General features: G+C 72.4%; 18 protein-coding genes and 1 tRNA gene. 12 read left to right on the top strand and 7 right to left on the bottom strand.

The window, feature by feature from the left end:
- The first annotated feature begins 13 nt into the window (after positions 1-13).
- The 3 genes from FKD65_RS23460 (at position 14) to FKD65_RS23450 (ending at position 3,095) form a co-directional block, all read left to right on the top strand.
- Positions 14-820, top strand: coding sequence for a class I SAM-dependent methyltransferase (locus tag FKD65_RS23460; RefSeq protein ID WP_141579526.1), 807 nt, complete (start codon positions 14-16; stop codon positions 818-820).
- A 74-nt stretch (positions 821-894) separates the two neighbouring features.
- Positions 895-2,154, top strand: coding sequence for a serine--tRNA ligase (gene serS, locus FKD65_RS23455; protein ID WP_141579525.1), 1,260 nt, complete (start codon positions 895-897; stop codon positions 2,152-2,154).
- Positions 2,155-2,291: 137 nt separating this feature from the next.
- Positions 2,292-3,095, top strand: a complete 804-nt coding sequence (locus tag FKD65_RS23450; protein ID WP_141579524.1) for a Cof-type HAD-IIB family hydrolase — start codon at positions 2,292-2,294, stop codon at positions 3,093-3,095.
- 62 nt (positions 3,096-3,157) lie between these two features.
- On the opposite strand, the gene FKD65_RS23445 is transcribed toward FKD65_RS23450, so the two are convergent.
- Together FKD65_RS23445 and FKD65_RS23440 are read right to left on the bottom strand one after the other, a co-directional pair.
- A complete protein-coding gene (locus tag FKD65_RS23445) occupies positions 3,158-3,700 on the bottom strand; it encodes a bacterial proteasome activator family protein (protein ID WP_141579523.1) in 543 nt (180 codons plus the stop codon).
- A 13-nt stretch (positions 3,701-3,713) separates the two neighbouring features.
- Entirely contained in the window at positions 3,714-4,670 is a 957-nt protein-coding gene (locus FKD65_RS23440; protein WP_141579522.1) for an NAD(P)H-quinone oxidoreductase, read from the bottom strand.
- Positions 4,671-4,837: 167 nt separating this feature from the next.
- Here FKD65_RS23440 and FKD65_RS45660 point away from each other — a divergent pair, with 167 nt between their 5' ends.
- The 4 genes from FKD65_RS45660 to FKD65_RS44355 all read left to right on the top strand — a co-directional run bounded on the left by FKD65_RS45660 (position 4,838) and on the right by FKD65_RS44355 (position 7,914).
- The gene (locus FKD65_RS45660; protein WP_240809561.1) at positions 4,838-7,114 is read left to right on the top strand and encodes a MinD/ParA family protein; all 2,277 of its coding nucleotides are present in this window, start codon (positions 4,838-4,840) and stop codon (positions 7,112-7,114) included.
- Positions 7,115-7,135: 21 nt separating this feature from the next.
- Positions 7,136-7,504, top strand: a complete 369-nt coding sequence (locus FKD65_RS23430) for a signal peptidase I (RefSeq protein ID WP_141579521.1) — start codon at positions 7,136-7,138, stop codon at positions 7,502-7,504.
- Positions 7,505-7,583: 79 nt separating this feature from the next.
- Positions 7,584-7,672, top strand: a tRNA-Ser gene (locus tag FKD65_RS23425).
- 77 nt (positions 7,673-7,749) lie between these two features.
- The gene (locus FKD65_RS44355) at positions 7,750-7,914 is read left to right on the top strand and encodes a hypothetical protein (protein WP_168221156.1); all 165 of its coding nucleotides are present in this window, start codon (positions 7,750-7,752) and stop codon (positions 7,912-7,914) included.
- 58 nt (positions 7,915-7,972) lie between these two features.
- Here FKD65_RS44355 and FKD65_RS23420 read toward each other — a convergent pair whose 3' ends face one another.
- Together FKD65_RS23420 and FKD65_RS23415 are read right to left on the bottom strand one after the other, a co-directional pair.
- Positions 7,973-8,548 (bottom strand): hypothetical protein, encoded by a 576-nt coding sequence (locus tag FKD65_RS23420; RefSeq protein ID WP_141579520.1) that lies wholly within the window; start codon positions 8,546-8,548, stop codon positions 7,973-7,975.
- A 313-nt stretch (positions 8,549-8,861) separates the two neighbouring features.
- On the bottom strand, positions 8,862-9,611 hold the full coding sequence (locus tag FKD65_RS23415) for a M15 family metallopeptidase (RefSeq protein WP_141579519.1): 750 nt from the start codon (positions 9,609-9,611) through the stop codon (positions 8,862-8,864).
- A 165-nt stretch (positions 9,612-9,776) separates the two neighbouring features.
- Between FKD65_RS23415 and FKD65_RS23410 the strand changes: the two genes are divergently transcribed.
- A complete protein-coding gene (locus FKD65_RS23410) occupies positions 9,777-10,199 on the top strand; it encodes a hypothetical protein (RefSeq protein WP_141579518.1) in 423 nt (140 codons plus the stop codon).
- Here the strand turns inward: FKD65_RS23410 and FKD65_RS23405 are convergent.
- Positions 10,196-10,657 (bottom strand): MarR family winged helix-turn-helix transcriptional regulator, encoded by a 462-nt coding sequence (locus tag FKD65_RS23405; protein WP_141579517.1) that lies wholly within the window; start codon positions 10,655-10,657, stop codon positions 10,196-10,198. The genes FKD65_RS23410 and FKD65_RS23405 overlap by 4 nt on opposite strands.
- 164 nt (positions 10,658-10,821) lie before the next feature.
- Here FKD65_RS23405 and FKD65_RS23400 point away from each other — a divergent pair, with 164 nt between their 5' ends.
- The 4 genes from FKD65_RS23400 to FKD65_RS23385 all read left to right on the top strand — a co-directional run bounded on the left by FKD65_RS23400 (position 10,822) and on the right by FKD65_RS23385 (position 14,228).
- A complete protein-coding gene (locus FKD65_RS23400; protein ID WP_141579516.1) occupies positions 10,822-11,832 on the top strand; it encodes a pirin family protein in 1,011 nt (336 codons plus the stop codon).
- Positions 11,833-12,126: 294 nt separating this feature from the next.
- Positions 12,127-13,320, top strand: a complete 1,194-nt coding sequence (locus FKD65_RS23395; RefSeq protein WP_141579515.1) for an ATP-binding protein — start codon at positions 12,127-12,129, stop codon at positions 13,318-13,320.
- 280 nt (positions 13,321-13,600) lie between these two features.
- Positions 13,601-13,900 carry a hypothetical protein gene (locus FKD65_RS23390; RefSeq protein WP_141579514.1) on the top strand — a complete coding sequence of 100 codons (300 nt, stop codon included), beginning with the start codon at positions 13,601-13,603 and terminating at the stop codon, positions 13,898-13,900.
- A 91-nt stretch (positions 13,901-13,991) separates the two neighbouring features.
- Positions 13,992-14,228: a hypothetical protein gene (locus FKD65_RS23385; protein ID WP_141579513.1), complete on the top strand. Its 237-nt coding sequence runs from the start codon at positions 13,992-13,994 to the stop codon at positions 14,226-14,228.
- 28 nt (positions 14,229-14,256) lie between these two features.
- Here FKD65_RS23385 and FKD65_RS23380 read toward each other — a convergent pair whose 3' ends face one another.
- On the bottom strand, positions 14,257-15,063 hold the full coding sequence (locus FKD65_RS23380; RefSeq protein ID WP_141579512.1) for a MauE/DoxX family redox-associated membrane protein: 807 nt from the start codon (positions 15,061-15,063) through the stop codon (positions 14,257-14,259).
- Positions 15,057-16,001, bottom strand: a complete 945-nt coding sequence (locus FKD65_RS23375; protein ID WP_141579511.1) for a hypothetical protein — start codon at positions 15,999-16,001, stop codon at positions 15,057-15,059. The genes FKD65_RS23380 and FKD65_RS23375 overlap by 7 nt, the downstream gene beginning before the upstream one ends.
- Positions 16,002-16,170 lie beyond the last annotated feature (169 nt).

The raw sequence follows: 16,170 nt of genomic DNA, 5'->3' as shown, positions 1-16,170 counted from the left end.
GTAGGCTGCGGGCGTGTCGAAGGACTTCGATCTTTACGAGCGGGAGCTGTGGGCCGGGCGGGCCCCCGCGTACGAGCGGGGGTTCGCCCACGTCACGCGGCACATGATCGACCCGCTGCTGGACGCGGCCGGCGTGGCGGACGGGACGCGGCTGCTCGACGTCGGCACCGGGCCCGGTTTCGTCTCGCTGGAGGCGGCGCGCCGCGGCGCCGAGGTTGCGGCCATGGACGCCGAGCCGGGCATGGCCGAGACGGCGCGCCGGAACGTCCCCGGGCTGGACGTCCGGGTCGCCGTCCTGCCCGAGGTCCCGTTCGAGGACGGGACGTTCGACGCCGTCGCCGGCAACTTCGTCATCAACCACGTGGGCGACCCCGAGGCGGCGCTGGCACGGCTGCGGCGCGTCCTGCGCGAGGGCGGGCGGCTGGCGATGACCTGCTGGGTCATGCCGGGCAGCGGCGCCCTCGCGATCGTCCGGGAGGCGATCGAGGCCGCGGGCGTGCCGTGGCCGGAGGACATCCCCCAGACGCCGTTCCTCGAGTACGGCGAGCCGGCGGCGTTCCAGCGGCTGGTCGCGGCGGCCGGGTTCACCGAGGTGGCGGTCGAGGAGGTGACCTGGGAGCACGTCGTCGACCCCGAGGAGTGGTGGGAGACGGGCGCGCTGGCCAGGGTCGGCACCAACGGCGTGATCGTCGGACGGCAGGACGCGCCGACCGTCGCCCGCGTCAAGGCCGCCTACGACGAGATCATCGCAGGGTACGCGGCGGGCGGGGGGAAGGTGGCGCTGCCCGCGCACGCGCTGCTGGCGAGCGGCGTCCGCTAGCGGCGCCCGGCGGCGGGCGCGAACCGTCGATACTCGCGCGCGGACGGGGGCGCCGGGCCGGTAGCCTCGGGTCTGTGATTGACCTGCGAGCTCTTCGAGAGGATCCCGAGCGGCTGCGCGCCTCGCAGCGCGCCCGCGGTGAGGATGACGCCGTCGTCGACAGGCTGTTCGACCTGGACGGGAGGCGCCGCTCCGCGCTGACCTCGTTCGAGCAGCTCAGGGCGGAGCAGAAGAGTTTCGGCAAGTCGGTGTCCAAGGCGCAGGGCGACGAGCGTCAGGCGCTGCTGGCCCGCGCCAAGGAGCTGGCGCAGCAGGTGAAGGAGCGCGAGGCGGAGGCCGACCGGCTCGGCGAGGAGCTCGACGCGCTGCTCAAGAGCGTCCCGAACCTCATCGAGGAGGGCGCCCCGGCCGGCGGCGAACAGGACTACGTCGTCCTGGAGCACGTGGGCGAGCCGACGAAGTTCGACTTCGAGCCCAAGGACCACCTCGAGCTGGGCGAGAGCCTCGGCGCGATCGACATGGAGCGCGGCGCGAAGGTGTCGGGCGCGCGGTTCTACTACCTGACGGGCGTGGGCGCGCGGCTCCAGTACGCGCTGCTGAACCTCGCCATGGAGCAGGCCGTCGCGAGCGGGTTCGTGCCGATGTACCCGCCGGTCCTGGTGAAGCCGGAGGCGATGGAGGGCACCGGGTTCCTCGGCGCGCACGCCGCCGAGGTGTACCAGCTCCCGCAGGACGAGCTGTACCTCGTCGGGACGTCGGAGGTGCCGCTCGCCGCGTACCACATGAACGAGATCCTCGACGAGCTGCCGCGGCGGTACGTGGCGTGGTCGTCCTGCTTCCGCCGCGAGGCCGGCTCCTACGGCAAGGACACGCGCGGCATCATCCGCGTCCACCAGTTCGACAAGGTGGAGATGTTCTCCTACTGCGACCCGGCCGACTCCCACGCCGAGCACCTGCGGCTGCTGGAGTGGGAGAAGGAGATGCTCGCCAAGGTCGAGATCCCGTACCGGGTGATCGACGTGGCGGCGGGCGACCTCGGGTCCAGCGCGGCCCGCAAGTACGACTGCGAGGCATGGGTGCCGACGCAGAACACCTACCGCGAGGTCACCTCGACGTCCAACTGCACCGAGTTCCAGGCGCGGCGCCTGGCGGTGCGGCACCGCGACGCCGACGGCAAGAACCAGCCGGTGGCGACGCTGAACGGGACTCTGGCCACGACCCGCTGGATGGTCTCGATCCTGGAGAACCACCAGCAGGCCGACGGTTCGGTGCGCGTCCCCAAGGCGCTGCAGAAGTTCCTGGGCCTCGAGGTCCTGGAGCCGGTCAAGCGCTGAACGCACGTCGGACGGGGCCCGTCCCGCTCGGGACGGGCCCCGTCCGCATCTTCCGGCGTTCGACCGGTGGCGGAGGCGGTGGACGGGCGTGTCGGGGCCCTGTCCTAAGGTGTGTCCCATCTGCCCAGGAAGGTGACATGTCTGAGTCTTCGCCGCGCGTGATCGCCACCGACCTCGACGGCACGATCGTGCGCTCCGACGGCACGATCTCCGCCCGGACCGTCGCCGCCCTCGCCCGGGTCGAGCGGGCCGGGGCGATGCTCGTCATGGTCACCGGGCGGCCGCCGCGCTGGATGACGGAGATCGCCGCGGCCGTCGACCACCGCGGCGTCGCGATCTGCGCCAACGGAGCCGTCCTCTACGACCTGCACACCGAGACCGTCCTGCACGCCAGCGAGATCACGCCGGACGTGCTCGCCGAGGTCGTCGGCCGGCTGCGCGGCATCTCGCCGGAGCTGCGGTTCGCGGTCGAGTACCCGACCGGGTTCGTGTTCGAGTCCAGTTACGACCTCGGCGGGTGGGACGCGGCGGCGTTCGGCGGCCGCGCCGTCGACGACGACGGGCTGGTCAGCCGGGGCGGCACCAAGCTGCTCGCGTTCCACCCGGCCGCCGATCCCGACGCGCTCTCGGAGAAGGCGGTCGAGGCCGTCGGCGACCTCGTGACCGTGACGCACTCCTCACGGCGCGGGCTGCTGGAGATGAGCGCGCTGGGCGTCACCAAGGCCAGCGCACTGGAGGCCCTGTGCACCGAGCGCGGCGTCGCGGCGGGAGACGTCACCGCCTTCGGGGACATGCCCAACGACCTGCCGATGCTCGGCTGGGCGGGCACGTCCTACGCGGTCGCGAACGCGCACCCGCTCGTGCTCGCCGCCGTGTCGCACAAGACGTCCCGCAACGACGACGACGGGGTGGCCGAGGTCCTGGAACGCCTCTTCCCATAGCGGCGGCCGCACCCCGTTGCGGAGTGCGGCCGGTGCTCGGGTCTTGCCGGGGAGGCAGGGGGTTACAGGTACGGGCCGGACGAGCGCGGCCCCGGCTTGGGGTCTTCCTCGACGCCGGGGGGCATCATGCCCGCGGGCAGGGCGCGCCGCATCTGCTCCAGCTGGGCCCGCGCCGCCATCTGCTGGGCGAACAGGGTCGTCTGGATGCCGTGGAACAGGCCCTCCAGCCAGCCGACGAGCTGCGCCTGCGCGATCCGCAGCTCCGCCTCGCTCGGCACGGACCCCTCGGCGAACGGCAGCGAAAGCCGTTCCAGCTCCGCGACCAGCTCGGGGGCGAGGCCGTCCTCCAGCTCCTTGATGGACGACTGGTGGATCTCCCGCAGCCGGGCCCGGCTCGCCTCGTCCAGCGGGGCGGCCTTGACCTCCTCCAGCAGCTGCCGGATCATCCCGCCGATCCGCATGACCTTCGCCGGCTGCTCGACCATCTCGGTCACCGACTTGCCCTCGGACTCGCCGTCGCCGGCGCCCTCGACGGCGATACCGTTCGGGCCGACGACGAGCACCTGGGGCTCGTGTTCCGACTGCTTCTTCGAAGGCTCGCTCATAAACTCCACATCCTCACACGGTCAGCAGGATCTTGCCGACGTGACCGCTGTCTTCCATCAGCTCGTGCGCGCGGGCCGCCTCGGCCATGGGAATCCGCCGGTCGACGACCGTCCGGATCCGTCCCGACTCCAGGAGCGGCCACACGTGCTCCCGGACGCCCGCCACGATCTCCGCCTTCTCCTCCAACGGACGGGCCCGCAAAGTCGTGGCGTGCACGAGCGCCCGCTTGCGCAGCAGCAGGCCGAGGTCCAGCTCCGCCTTGGCGCCGCCCTGCAGCCCGATCACCATCAGCCGTCCGCCGGTGGCGAGGGCGTCCACGTTCCGCTTCAGGTACTTGGCGCCGATGAGGTCGAGGATCACGTCGTAGGGGCCGCTCTCGACGAAGTCGTCCTCGCGGTAGTTCACCACGGCGTCGGCGCCGAGCTCCCGGCACCTGTCGGCCTTCTCCGGGCTGCCCACCGTCGTCACGACCCGCGCTCCGCGCGCCTTGGCCAGCTGGATGGCCAGCGTCCCGATGCCGCTGCCGCCGCCGTGGACGAGCAGCGTCTCGCCCTCGCGCAGCCCCGCCAGCATGAACACGTTCGACCACACCGTGCACGCGACCTCCGGGAGCCCGGCCGCCTCCACGACGTCCACGCCGCGCGGCACCGGGAGCACCTGCGAGGCCGGGACCGCGACGCGCTCGGCGTAGCCTCCGCCGCTCAGCAGCGCGCACACCTCGTCGCCGACGGACGGACCGGTCACGCCCTCGCCCAGCTCGGCGATCCGGCCGGACACCTCGAGGCCCGGGTACGGGGGAGCGTCCGGGGGCGGCGGGTAGAAGCCCTTGCGCTGCATGACGTCGGCCCGGTTGACGGCGCTCGCCGCCACGTCGATCAGCACCTCGCCCGGTTTCGGCGCCGGATCCGGTACCCGCGTCCATTCCAGGACGTCGGCTTCGCCCGGCTCGCGAATCACGATGGCATGCATACCGGTCACGCTACCGGGCGCGTCCAAGACGGCCCCCGGCCCCGGCCGTGGCAATGTTGATCTTCGCGCGGGATGGCCGCCATTGACGCACCGGTATCCTGCGTGGGGGCCTTTTTGCCCGCCTGCACCGTGTGGATCATCAGAGGCGTGCCCGAGGGGGATGAACGGTGGCGAGGAACGAGCACGACGGGCGCTCCCTGGAGGAGCGGCTGGCCTCCCTGGACGCCATGAGCGGCGAGAAGGCGGGACCGTCCCCCACCCCCGAGGGCGAGCGGCCCCCGCAGCAGGGGCCGGAGGAGCAGGAGAACGCGCCGCCCGCCGCTGAGTCGCAGGCCGAGCAGACCGACCAGAGCGACAACTCCTGGCTCGCCCCGCCTCCCTACCAGGGCTCCCCCGAGAGCTTCGGCCCGCCGCAGCCGTCGCCCTACGAGGGCGGCCCGATGCCGCAGCCGTTCGAGGGCGGAATGCTCCCGCCGCCCTACGCGGCGCAGCCGTCCCCGTACGACGCCAACGGCGACGCGGCCCCGCCCCTCGACCGCCTGCCGCCCTACCCGGCTGACCAGCCCGGCCAGGGCTACCAGACCCTCGACCCCGCGACCGGTCAGCCCTACCCCCAGGACACGGACGACTCGGGCCGCCCCTACGTCCCCTTCGACCCGGCCACGGGCCGCCCGCTGCCCCCCGACCCGAACGCCGGCGGCCAGCCCTACCCGCCGGGCCCGACCGCCGAGGGCCAGCAGTTCGCGCCGGTCGACCCCGCCACGGGCCAGCCGCTTCAGCCGGGCCCGACCGCGGGCGGTCAGGCGTACCCGCCGGTCGACCCGGCCACGGGCCAGCCCTTCCCGCCAGGGCCGACCGTCGAAGGCCAGCCCTTCCCGCCGGTGGATCCGAACACCGGTCAGCCGTTCCAGCCGGGGCCGAACCCGGGCGGCCAGCCGTACCCGCCGGTCGACCCGGTCACGGGCCTGCCCTACCCGCCGGGCCCGACCGTCGAGGGCCAGCAGTTTTCGCCGGGCCCGACCGCGCAGGGCCACCCTTTCCCGCCGGTCGATCCGGCCACGGGCCTGCCCTACCCGCCGGGTCCGACCGCGGAGGGCCAGCAGTTCCCGCCGGTCGGCCCCTCCACGGGTCAGCCGTTCCAGCCGGATCCGAATGCCGGCGGTCAGGCGTACCCGCCGGTTGATCCGGCCATGGGCCAGCCTTACCCGCCAGGACCGACCGCGCAGAACCAGCCCTACCCGCCGGGCCCGGCAGTCGAGGGCCAGCCGTACCCGCCGGTCGACCCGGCCACAGGGCACCCCTACGCGCAGGACCCGAACGCGGGCGGTCAGCCGTACCCGCCGATGGACCCGAACACCGGGCAGCCCTTCGGGCCCGTCGACCCCAGCACGGGCCAGGCCTACCAGCAGCAGGGCTACGGGTACCCGGCCGGGCCGCCGCAGGGCCAGTACCCCCAGGGGCTCGGCCAGACGATGCAGCCGGGCCATCCCCAGCAGCAGGAGCCCCAGAACACCGACAGCCTCAGCTCCGAGAACCTGCTCGGCGAGCGCCGCATCGCGCCGTCCTCCGGCTGGCGGCGCGCGGTCTACAAGGCGACGGCGGGGAGCATCCACCCGGGCGAGTCGCAGGGCGACCTGCGCCGCAAGGACCTGATCGCGCGGGCGCGCACCGCCGTGTCGGGCGGCCACCACCGCGTGGCCGTGATGTCGCTCAAGGGCGGCGTCGGCAAGACGACCACGACCACCGGCCTCGGCTCGATGCTGGGCTCGCTGCGCGGCGACCGCGTCATCGCGGTGGACGCCAACCCCGACCGCGGAACGCTCTCCGACAAGGTCCGCCTGGAGACCGCCGCGACCGTCCGCGACCTGCTCAACAACCGCGACCAGATCCACCGGTACGCCGACGTCCGCGCGTTCACCTCGCAGAACGAGGCGCGCCTGGAGATCCTCGCGTCCGACCGCGACCCGGCGGTCAGCGAGGCGTTCAGCGCCGAGGACTACGCCGCCGTCGCCGTCGTCCTGGAGCAGTACTACTCGGTCTGCATCACCGACTGCGGCACCGGCCTGCTGCACTCGGCGATGGCCGGCGTGCTGAGCCTGGCCGACCAGCTCGTCCTGGTCAGCTCCCCGTCGGTGGACGGCGCCCGGTCCGCGAGCGCGACCCTCGACTGGCTGGAGGCGCACGACCACGGGCACCTGGTGCGCAACGGCGTCGTCGTCCTGTCGATGGTCCGCAACCGCACCCGCAGCCAGGTCGACCTGGACAAGCTCCAGGCGCACTTCGAGAGCCGCTGCCGCGCCGTCGTCCGCATCCCCTACGACGACCACCTGGAGGAGGGCGCCGAGGTCGAGCTCGAGCAGCTCGCCCCCGGAACCCGCGAGGCGTACCTGACGCTCGCCGCCGTGGTGGGGGACGGCTTCGCCTTCCAGCGCCCCCAGTCCTGACCTGGACTACCGTTGCCATCTGTGACGGACGACGACGGTTTGTACGTGGGGAAGGCGGAACCGGACGCCGCCACCGACCGCGGGTGGCTGCTCGGGCACTTCAAGCCGCCCGGCGACCTGCGGCACAGTGCCGAGGTCGAGATCAAGTGGGGCGTGCACCCGAAGGGCGAGCGCCGCGCCGCGTGGACCGACGGCGAGAAGCGCACCGCCCTGCTCGTGCTGATCAGCGGCCGCTTCCGGCTGGAGTTCCCCGGACGCGACGTCGTCCTCGCCGAGCAGGGCGACTACGTCGTGTGGGGACGCGGCGTCGACCACTCGTGGGAGGCCGAGGAGGAATCGGTGGTGCTGACCGTCCGCTGGCCGTCCATCCCCGGCTACCGCGTCCCGTAGGACGGGCTCCCCATATGCGGTCGAACGCAGCCGTCCCCGCCCGCTATCGTGGGCGATGACCGCCGCGACGCGGTCACCTGGAGAGTTCGCATAGTGGACTAGTGCAGGCGCCTTGAAAGCGCCCAGGGCTGGGGACAGTCCTCGTGGGTTCGAATCCCACACTCTCCGCCCAGGAACCGGGGTGGGTCCGGCCTCGTGGCGAAAGCGCCCGACTCGGGCGGAAGGGTTCCGTTACCCTCTTCGGCATGTCGCAGACACCGCAGGACCCTGCAGGCACGACGCACCAGTTCCAGAACTTCGCCAGCCAGGCGCAGCCGGAGAAGTCCGGACCGAACGTCGGCATGATCGTCGGCATCGTCGCCGTGGTGGCCGTCGTGGCGATCCTCGTGGTCGCCCTCATGATGATGTGACGCCCGAACGGCCGAGGTGCCAGGCACCGGCCTCCACGCGGGGCCGGTGCCGCGAGCCTCAGAGTTTGCCCCCGACGGCGGCCACCCGATGATCGTCGAGTACGCGCGCGAGATCGGCCAGGAAGCGCGGGGCGAACACGGGCCAGTTCCAGAACTCGAGGCCGAGGTATCCGAAGGCGTAGTAGTCGCCATCCCAGCGCCATGCGGTGAGATCAGAGTCCTGCTCGCATGAGGGGCACCTGGCCTTCGCCTCTCCGGTCGCGTCCCACGTCCTGATGGCTTCGTCGAAGGCCGTGCTCGCCTCCTCTATAGGCTCCCACCTCTCGGTGTAGAACCATGTCCGGGCGGCGCACCGCGGACAGATCGCGTACCGCGCGTCCCCCTGCCCGCCCAGGAAGACCCTCCGGCCCTTCTTGATGTCGAGGCCGTCCGTCGGCTCCCAGTCCGGCTCAAGGACGGCCTTCGCCCATTTCTCGCCTGGCGGGTGGCCCGTCCGTGCCCCGGGCACGCAGTCCGTGCGCCCGGCGCGCACGATCCCCTCCCGGACGAGCCAGTCGAGAGCACGACCGCCCAGCTCGGCGGCGTCGGCGGCCGTGGCATCGAGGTCGACGATGATCTGGAAGTGATCGCCCATGGCCGGACGATAACCCCGCCCCCCGACAGCGACCTCCGACCGCATGCGAGCCTGGGCGGCCGGTGGGCCCCGAGACGGCCTCGGCCCGCCCCAGCACGGCACTTTGAGCCGCTGGCGCGGCCAGTGCCGGGCCGGACGTGCCAGGACCCGTCTCGAAGCGGGCTCGGCCACGCGCGCGAACGCGTGACCTGCCCGGCGGAGCGAAGCCGGAGGCGAGCGGAGCCGGGCAGATCGCGAAGCGATGCCGCGTTCGCCCAGGCCCGGTCACGTAGCGAGCCGCCAGGCGAGCGGAGTGGGCCGGGACTGAATAAGTTCAGCGGCCTGAGCTGGAGAAGTGCTGGTAGTCGCGGGCGCCGGACCAGGTGCCGCCCCAGCTCCAGCCGATCGAGGCGAACGCCTTGACGACCTTGTCGCCGGCGTGGATCACGCCCGGGTCGTCGTTCTTGCGGTTCTTGTACTTGACGCAGTCCTTGTGCGCGACGCGCCCGTCAGCGTAGACGTACGGGTTCTGGCACGGGTTGATGTCGACCGCGAGACCGTAGGCGTGGTTGGAGAACGAGCTCGACCCGGTCGCCTGGCGGCAGTTGAACGCCGAGGTGTTGTTGGCCTCGATCGAGTCGAAGTCGCTGCCCTTGTACTTGTCGACCGGCTCCATGCGCTCGATCGGGTAGCGCATGGCGTACAGCTTCTTGAAGACCTTGACCAGGTCCTTGGCCTCCTTCGCGTTGACGACGAGCCGCCCGCCGGTGTGCGGCTTGCCGTCCATCCCCCAGTAGGTCATCTCGATCATCCGGAGCCCGGACGGGGAGACGGGGCAGCCGCGCCGCCACGAGTGCTCGAGGTCCCCGGCCGTCACCTTCTTGATCGCGGACTGGAAGCCCTGCTTCGACGGGGACGGCGACGGCGTGCCCGGGGTGCCCGGAGCGGACGCGGTCGGCGGCGTGGCCGGACGCGGCGACTCGCCCGTGTCGCCGCCGCCGCGGCCACATCCGGCCGCGGCCAGCGGCACGGCCACCAGCGCGGCGAGGAAAGTCGCGGTCCCTCTAGCCCCTCTACCTGGCATCTTTGCAGCATACGCAGGCCGCGGGGTGCGCGCGCCGGGCGGGGGATTCGCTACCGTGCGTTTGAAGACGCGCCCGCCGGAAAGGGGCCGGGACGGACGGGCCGTGATCCTCGAGCGAGCCGCCGGGCAGGTCGCCCGGTGGGCGTCCGGCCCCAGGGAGCCGGGATGGCGGAGCCTCAGGAGAGGGACCTCCCAAGCCTCGAAGACGAGATCTTCGCGGTCGCGCACAGCGTGGAGGTCGAGCAGGCGGCGCATGCGCAGCCTTTGCTGCAGACGGAGAAGGCGCAGCTCGCGGCGGAGCGCGCGCGGGAGTTCCTAGGCAGGGACGTCAAAGCGCTGGCGGCCGGAATGGCGGCGTTCGTCTTCGTCGACGCCGTGATGATGTACCCGCCGCTGATGATGAGCCGCCGCCCCAGCCTGCTGCCGCAGTTCGTGACGCTGCTGGTGCTGGCGTTCGGGCTCGGAGGCCTGCTCGCCTGGAAGGTCGGCGGGCGGTGGCGGACGTTCGGCTTCGGGATGATGCTCGCCTGGGGCGTGCTGACCCTGCTGTCGGTCGGGTTCCTGACCGGGGTGACCGCCCCGCTCTAGGACGCGCCGCCGAGCCGCTTGAGGACGATGCCGAACGCGCGCCCGATGGCCTCCAGGTCCTGCGGCTCTATCACGTCGATGAAGTAGTTCCGGACGACCTCGACGTGGTCGCGGGCGGCGCGGTCGAGCGCGGCGAAGCCCTCGTCGGTGAGGTGCGCGTAGACGCCGCGCTTGTCGTTCGGGCAGCTGTCCCGCTTGACCAGGCCCTTGGCCTCCAGGCGGGAGCAGGTGTGGGAGAGCCTGCTGCGCGACTGGCTGGCGTTGTCGGCCAGTTCGGCCATCCGCAGCCGCCGCTCGGGCGCCTCCGACAGCCGGACGAGGATCTCGTACTCGGAGTTCGACAGGCCGTGCCTGGTCTTGAGGTCGCGGTCCATCATCTCGGCGAGCCGGACGCTGCCGTCCACGTATGCCCGCCAATCGCGCTGCTGGGTGGCATCGAGCCAGCGAGGTTCGCTCATGGTACGAGTATAGAGCATCTGTTGAAGATTCAACTAACTCACGCTACCTTCAGCGTAGCAAGACGGACCCGCTCCGTCCGAGGAAATAGTTGAAGTATCAACTACGTTGCAGGGACCATGCACCGCCCGACCGCAGGCGGGCACCCGGACGAGGGGAGAACCCCATGCCTGCCGTGATGGCCGACCCGCTGACCCTGCCCCGCCTGCCGCAGCTGCCGCAGGAGGGCACCGACTGGCGCCGCGTCGCGAAGGTCGTGACCGCCAAGCGCCACCTGGAGGGTGAGGGATTCCAGGTCAGGCGCCCGTTCCCGGGCATCGACCTGTCCCTGGCCGACCCGTTCCTCCTCCTCGACCACATGGGCGCCGTCGAGTACGCGCCGGGCGAGGCGAAGGGCACCCCGTGGCACCCGCACCGGGGGTTCGAGACCGTCACCTACATCATCGACGGCGCCTTCCAGCACCAGGACACCACCGGCGGCGGCGGTCTCATCTCCGACGGCGCCACCCAGTGGATGACGGCCGCGTCCGGCCTCCAGCACATCGAGCAGCCGCCGCCCGAGCTGATCGCCAAGGGCGGCCTGTTCCACGGCGTCCAGCTCTGGGTCAACCTGCCGCGCGCCCAGAAGTGGGTCCAGCCGCGCTACCAGGACATCGAGGCCCGCGACGTCAAGCTGCTCGCCGCGGACGACGGCTCGTCCCTCGTGCGCGTCATCGCCGGATCGCTCGCCGGCCACGACGGCCCCGGCGTGACCTACACGCCGATCAACTACCTGCACGCGACCGTCGCGCCCGGTGCGCGCCTGGCGCTGCCCTGGCCGCGGGAGTTCAACGCGCTGGTGTACGTGCTCTCCGGTCGCGGGACGGCGGGAGTCGAGGAGGTCGCGCTGGACGACGGGCAGCTCGCCGTCTTCGCCGGCTCGCACCACAAGGGGGACGGGGACGGCCTCGTCGTCCGCGCCGCCGAAAGCCAGCCGGTCGCCAGCGCCGGGGGGTGGGAGATCCTCATCCTCGGCGGCCTGCCGATCCGGGAGCCGATCGCCCGGTACGGCCCCTTCGTGATGAACACCCGAGACGAGATCATCCAGGCGTTCGAGGACTTCCAGGCCGGGCGCATGGGCACCGTGCCCGCCGAGAAGGTCCCCCACAAGTCCGAGGCGGACGAGCCCCTGGCCTGACCTTTCTCCGATACCAGACGGCCCGGCCGCGGGGGTGGTGCCCGCGGCCGGGCCGTCTTCCGCGTTCGCGTGACGGGGGAGGGGGCATGCGCTACTGTGTTCGAATGGTCGAACAGAAGTTCGACCGCCCTGTTCGAACGCGCTCGCCCGGGAGGCGACATGGTGGCGACCATGGCCACACGGGGGCCCGAGGGCTCCGCGCGCTGCGGGCGGCGGCGTGACCGCGCGACACGCCGCAGTGTTTTCTACGCAAATCTACGGCCGCAGCTATATCGCCTCATAGAGTCCGAGAGCGTGGACCCCGTGCGCAACCCCTACGCCCCGGGAGCCGGGCAGCGCCCGCCCGAGCTGGCCGGCCGCGACCGCGAGCTCAGGCAGTTCGAGGTGGTGCTCGAACGGGTGGCCCGCGGCCGCCCCGAGCGCAGCATGATCGTCACCGGGCTGCGCGGGGTGGGCAAGACCGTGCTGCTCAACGCGTTCCGCTCGCAGGCGATCCAGCGGCTGTGGGGGACCGGGAAGATCGAGGCCCGGCCCGACCAGTCGATCCGCCGCCCGGTGGCCTCGGCGCTGCACCGGGCCGTCCGCGAGCTGGCGCCCCGGCACCGCGCGCCCGACCGCATCGAGGAGTTCCTCGGCGTGCTCAAGGCGTTCGCGCAGGCGGGGCCCGAGCCGTCCGGCAAGGCCAAGGCGCGGGCGCACCGCTGGCAGCCCGGCATCGACGTCCCCGCGGCGCGGGGCCGCGCCGACTCCGGCGACCTGGAGATCGACCTCACCGAGCTGTTCGTGGACGCCGCGTCCGTCGCGACCGACGTCGGCGTCGGCATCGCCCTGTTCGTCGACGAGATGCAGGACATCCCGGCCGACGACGTGTCCGCGCTGTGCGCCGCGTGCCACGAGCTGTCGCAGGTCGGCGGCCCGCTGATCGTGGTGGGCGCGGGCCTGCCGCACCTGCCGGCCGTCCTGTCGGCGAGCAAGTCCTACTCCGAGCGGCTCTTCCGGTACGCCCGCATCGACCGGCTCGACCGCGAGTCGGCCGACGTCGCGCTGCTGGCCCCCGCCGAGCGCGAGGACGTCACCTTCACCAAGGAGGCCCTCGACGCGCTGTACGGCGCGGCCGACGGCTACCCCTACTTCGTCCAGGCGTACGCCAAGGTCGTCTGGGACGTCGCCCCCGACAGCCCCATCACCGCCGACGACATCAAGGTCGCCGCGCCGGAGGCGGAGAGCGAGCTCGCCGTCGGCTTCTTCGGCAGCCGCTACGAGCGCGCCACCCCCGCCGAGCGCGACTACATGCGCGCCATGGCCATGCTCGGCGACGACCCGGTGCCCACCGCGTCCGTCGCCGACGAGCTGGGCCGCAAACCGTCCAGCCTGTCGCCCGCCCGCGACGGGCTGATCAAGAAGGGCCTCATCTACAGCGCGGAACGCGGCATGGTCGCGTTCACCGTCCCGCACTTCGGCAAGTTCCTCCGCTCCCAGCCCGCCTGACCTATCCGCCTATCAGGCTCTCTAGCGAAAACACTAGAGAGTGGTAGACGGCTGCATCGAAGCCGGATCGTCCGCGGAATATCCGTCTCTCTAGCAAGAGCCGTAGAGAGCCGTAGATTTCGCTCACCGCTCCTCTCGGACCGTCTAAGCACTTCTTGGACTTCTCCTAGAAGGTGCTAGACAACGGCAGAAGAGGGCGGCAGGTGTCGTCCGGGCGACGTGGGTAGGAGCCTCGGCGCCCCCCATGGGCAGGCATGCGAAGCCGAGGTCGGGGAGAGACATGGCAGACCGGTTCCGAGGCCAGGACCACGACAACCAGTACGGCGGCCTCGACGAGTACCTCGCGGAAGACGAGTACGCCGCCGAAGAGACCTATCCCGCCGATGACGAACTCGGAGGCGAGGACGAGTTCGGCGGCGTCCACCCGCACGTCGGCCATGAGGACGCGTCCCTGGAGGACGAGGAGGCGATGCAGCAGGAGCAGGGCGGCATGCCCCCGCGTGCGGACGACGACTACGACGTCTCGACCGAGGACTTCACCTCCGACATGGAGGAGGACGAATCCGCGGGGAGCTGGTGAGGCCGCCGATCGGACGTTGCCTGGCCCGCCCAGGTGGGTAGGAGCCCACTGGCGACCCGCGACGGGCATCTGGACGATGCCAGGGGAAGTCATGCCACGACGCCGGTCCGGCGGTCACGAGACCGACGACGAGCTCTTGGACGAGGACGAGATAACCGCCTCGATCCTCGGCTACGACGAGTCCGCGATGCGCCAGGACCAGGGCGGCCGTCCGCCGGAGACCGTCTCGGAGAACCGGCACATGGCCCGGCTGCGGGAAGCGCTGCACGCCCGGACCAGGCGGCTCCTCTACCGCCGGTCGCGCGGCGGCGCCGCCCGGCAGTTCTGACGAGCGGGACCGAGGGGTCTCCAACCGGCTAGTGGGCCTCGGGCGCCACGACCGCCGACCGGACGGCCCGGTCCCGCTCCGAGGTCGACACCGCGAACACGATCTCCACCTCCCGCTCACTCATCCGGCCGGGGAACGCCACGAACCGCCAGCAGCCCTCCCGCCACACGTCCAGCGGCTCCGCGCTACCGATCGCGTTCTCGTGCTCGGCCCACTCCGGACTGCGGTACAGCCTCTCGTACGTCTCCGGCATCGGGCTGCGGCGCCGCTCGCACGGGACGCCCGCACGACGGTGCCGCCCGGCGAGCACCGCCAGCTCGGGGGACAGCGCCACGAAGAGCGCCAGCTCGACCGCGAACAGCAGCCCCACCTGCGCCGGGCCGTCCCGCAGCACGTCCACGCCCGCGTGCGGCGCGCCGAGCGAGACGACGGCCGCGCAGGTGAACAGCACCGCACGCAGCACGCTGCGCCGGTCCACCTTCTTGGCGCTCAGCGCGCCGAAGCAGCCGCAGCCGGCGTCCGGCCTGTGCACCCGCAGCTCGCCCACCACCCAGGTCGCGGCGGCGAACGCCACGGTCGTCGCCAGCCGCACCGACAGGTGCGAGGTCACCAGCAGCGCCAGGCCGAGCAGCCCCTCCCCGATGCCGAGCCCGACCGTCATGCCGCGGCTGCGGCGCAGCGCCGACAGCCGCGCGTGCCCGGCCGGCACGGGCACGCCGTGCACGTGGTCCGGCGCCTCCGCCGCCCCCTCCCGGACCGTCAGTTTCGCCAGGCAGGCCGCCAGCAGCACCGCCGCCAGCAGCAGTACCTGCGTGTTCTGGATCGCCGTCACCATGGCCCCTCCTTCGCCTCCGGCCGGACGGTCGCGTTGAGGCAGCCCGCCGCCAGGTCGCCGCCGAGCGCGGCGAACGCGGCCGGGGTCAGCTCGACGATCCGCCCCCGCGGGGACGCCTCGCAGTCCACGCACCGGTCGCAGAACCGTGCCGCCGTGCAGCCGCACTCGATCACCGGCACCCGCGCCGACCGCCCCCCGCACTCGTTCCGGACGGCGACCTCGCTGCCGAGCGACAGGTAGGGCATCGGCACGCAGCCGGACGGGGCGCCCGCACACCCCCCGGCGTCCCCCTCCGGATCGACCGCCGGGTAGGACGCCCCGTCCCGCCACTCCCCCTCCACGCCGCCGAACCAGGTCGCCGTCCCGCGCAGCACCTCCGGCACCGGCGCGACCGCCGCCGGCGCGGCGAGGTCGGCCGCCCGGTACCCGGGCTGCGACGTGCCGGGACGCACCGCCTGCGGCCCTCCGGGGGACCCCACGCAGATCACGTCGATCAGGTAGCCGGGCTCCAGCCGCGGATGCCGGACCAGCACCGGGCCGAGGGCGGACGGCGGGATCACCACGTGGGCGCGCCCGCGGTGCGGCCCCATGTCCACCTCCACGCCGTCCCGGCCGCACGCGAGGATCGTCCCGCAGACCCGGCCGATGCCCACCCAGACCCGGTCGGCGCGGCCGCCGTCGGTCCGTCGCACGACGACGGGCCGGCCGGGCCGCAGCGCGGCGGGGCCCCCGCGCCCGCCGTGCCAGATCGCGGTGTCGCCGCTCATCGCGATGCGCACCTCGGTGCCCTCCGCCCCGCCCTCGCCCAGCACCAGCAGGTGCGGGCTCGCGTCCAGCACGACACCGCTCACCGCCCGCCCGCGGCCCGCCTCCGGGCGCGCGGGTGCTCCGAACACCGCCTGGCGGTGCGCGACTCGGCGGAGATGTGTCGTCGGCATCGCGGCCCTCCGGGATCGTGACGTACGGCGACTACTGGTTGGACAGCGAGTCAAGAGTCACGCAACGTGACCCCGGCTGTCGACGGATTTGTCGCGATAAGTCAGCTCGCGGAGGACGTTTGATCTACCTGGGATAAAGAATGTCTACTGGTTGACCCGGATATACCGT

The sequence above is a fragment of the Actinomadura sp. WMMA1423 genome, from assembly GCF_006547145.1.
Lineage (GTDB): Bacteria > Actinomycetota > Actinomycetes > Streptosporangiales > Streptosporangiaceae > Spirillospora.
Note: the sequence above shows the minus strand (reverse complement) of the source record. Positions and strands in the feature narration are given on the sequence as shown.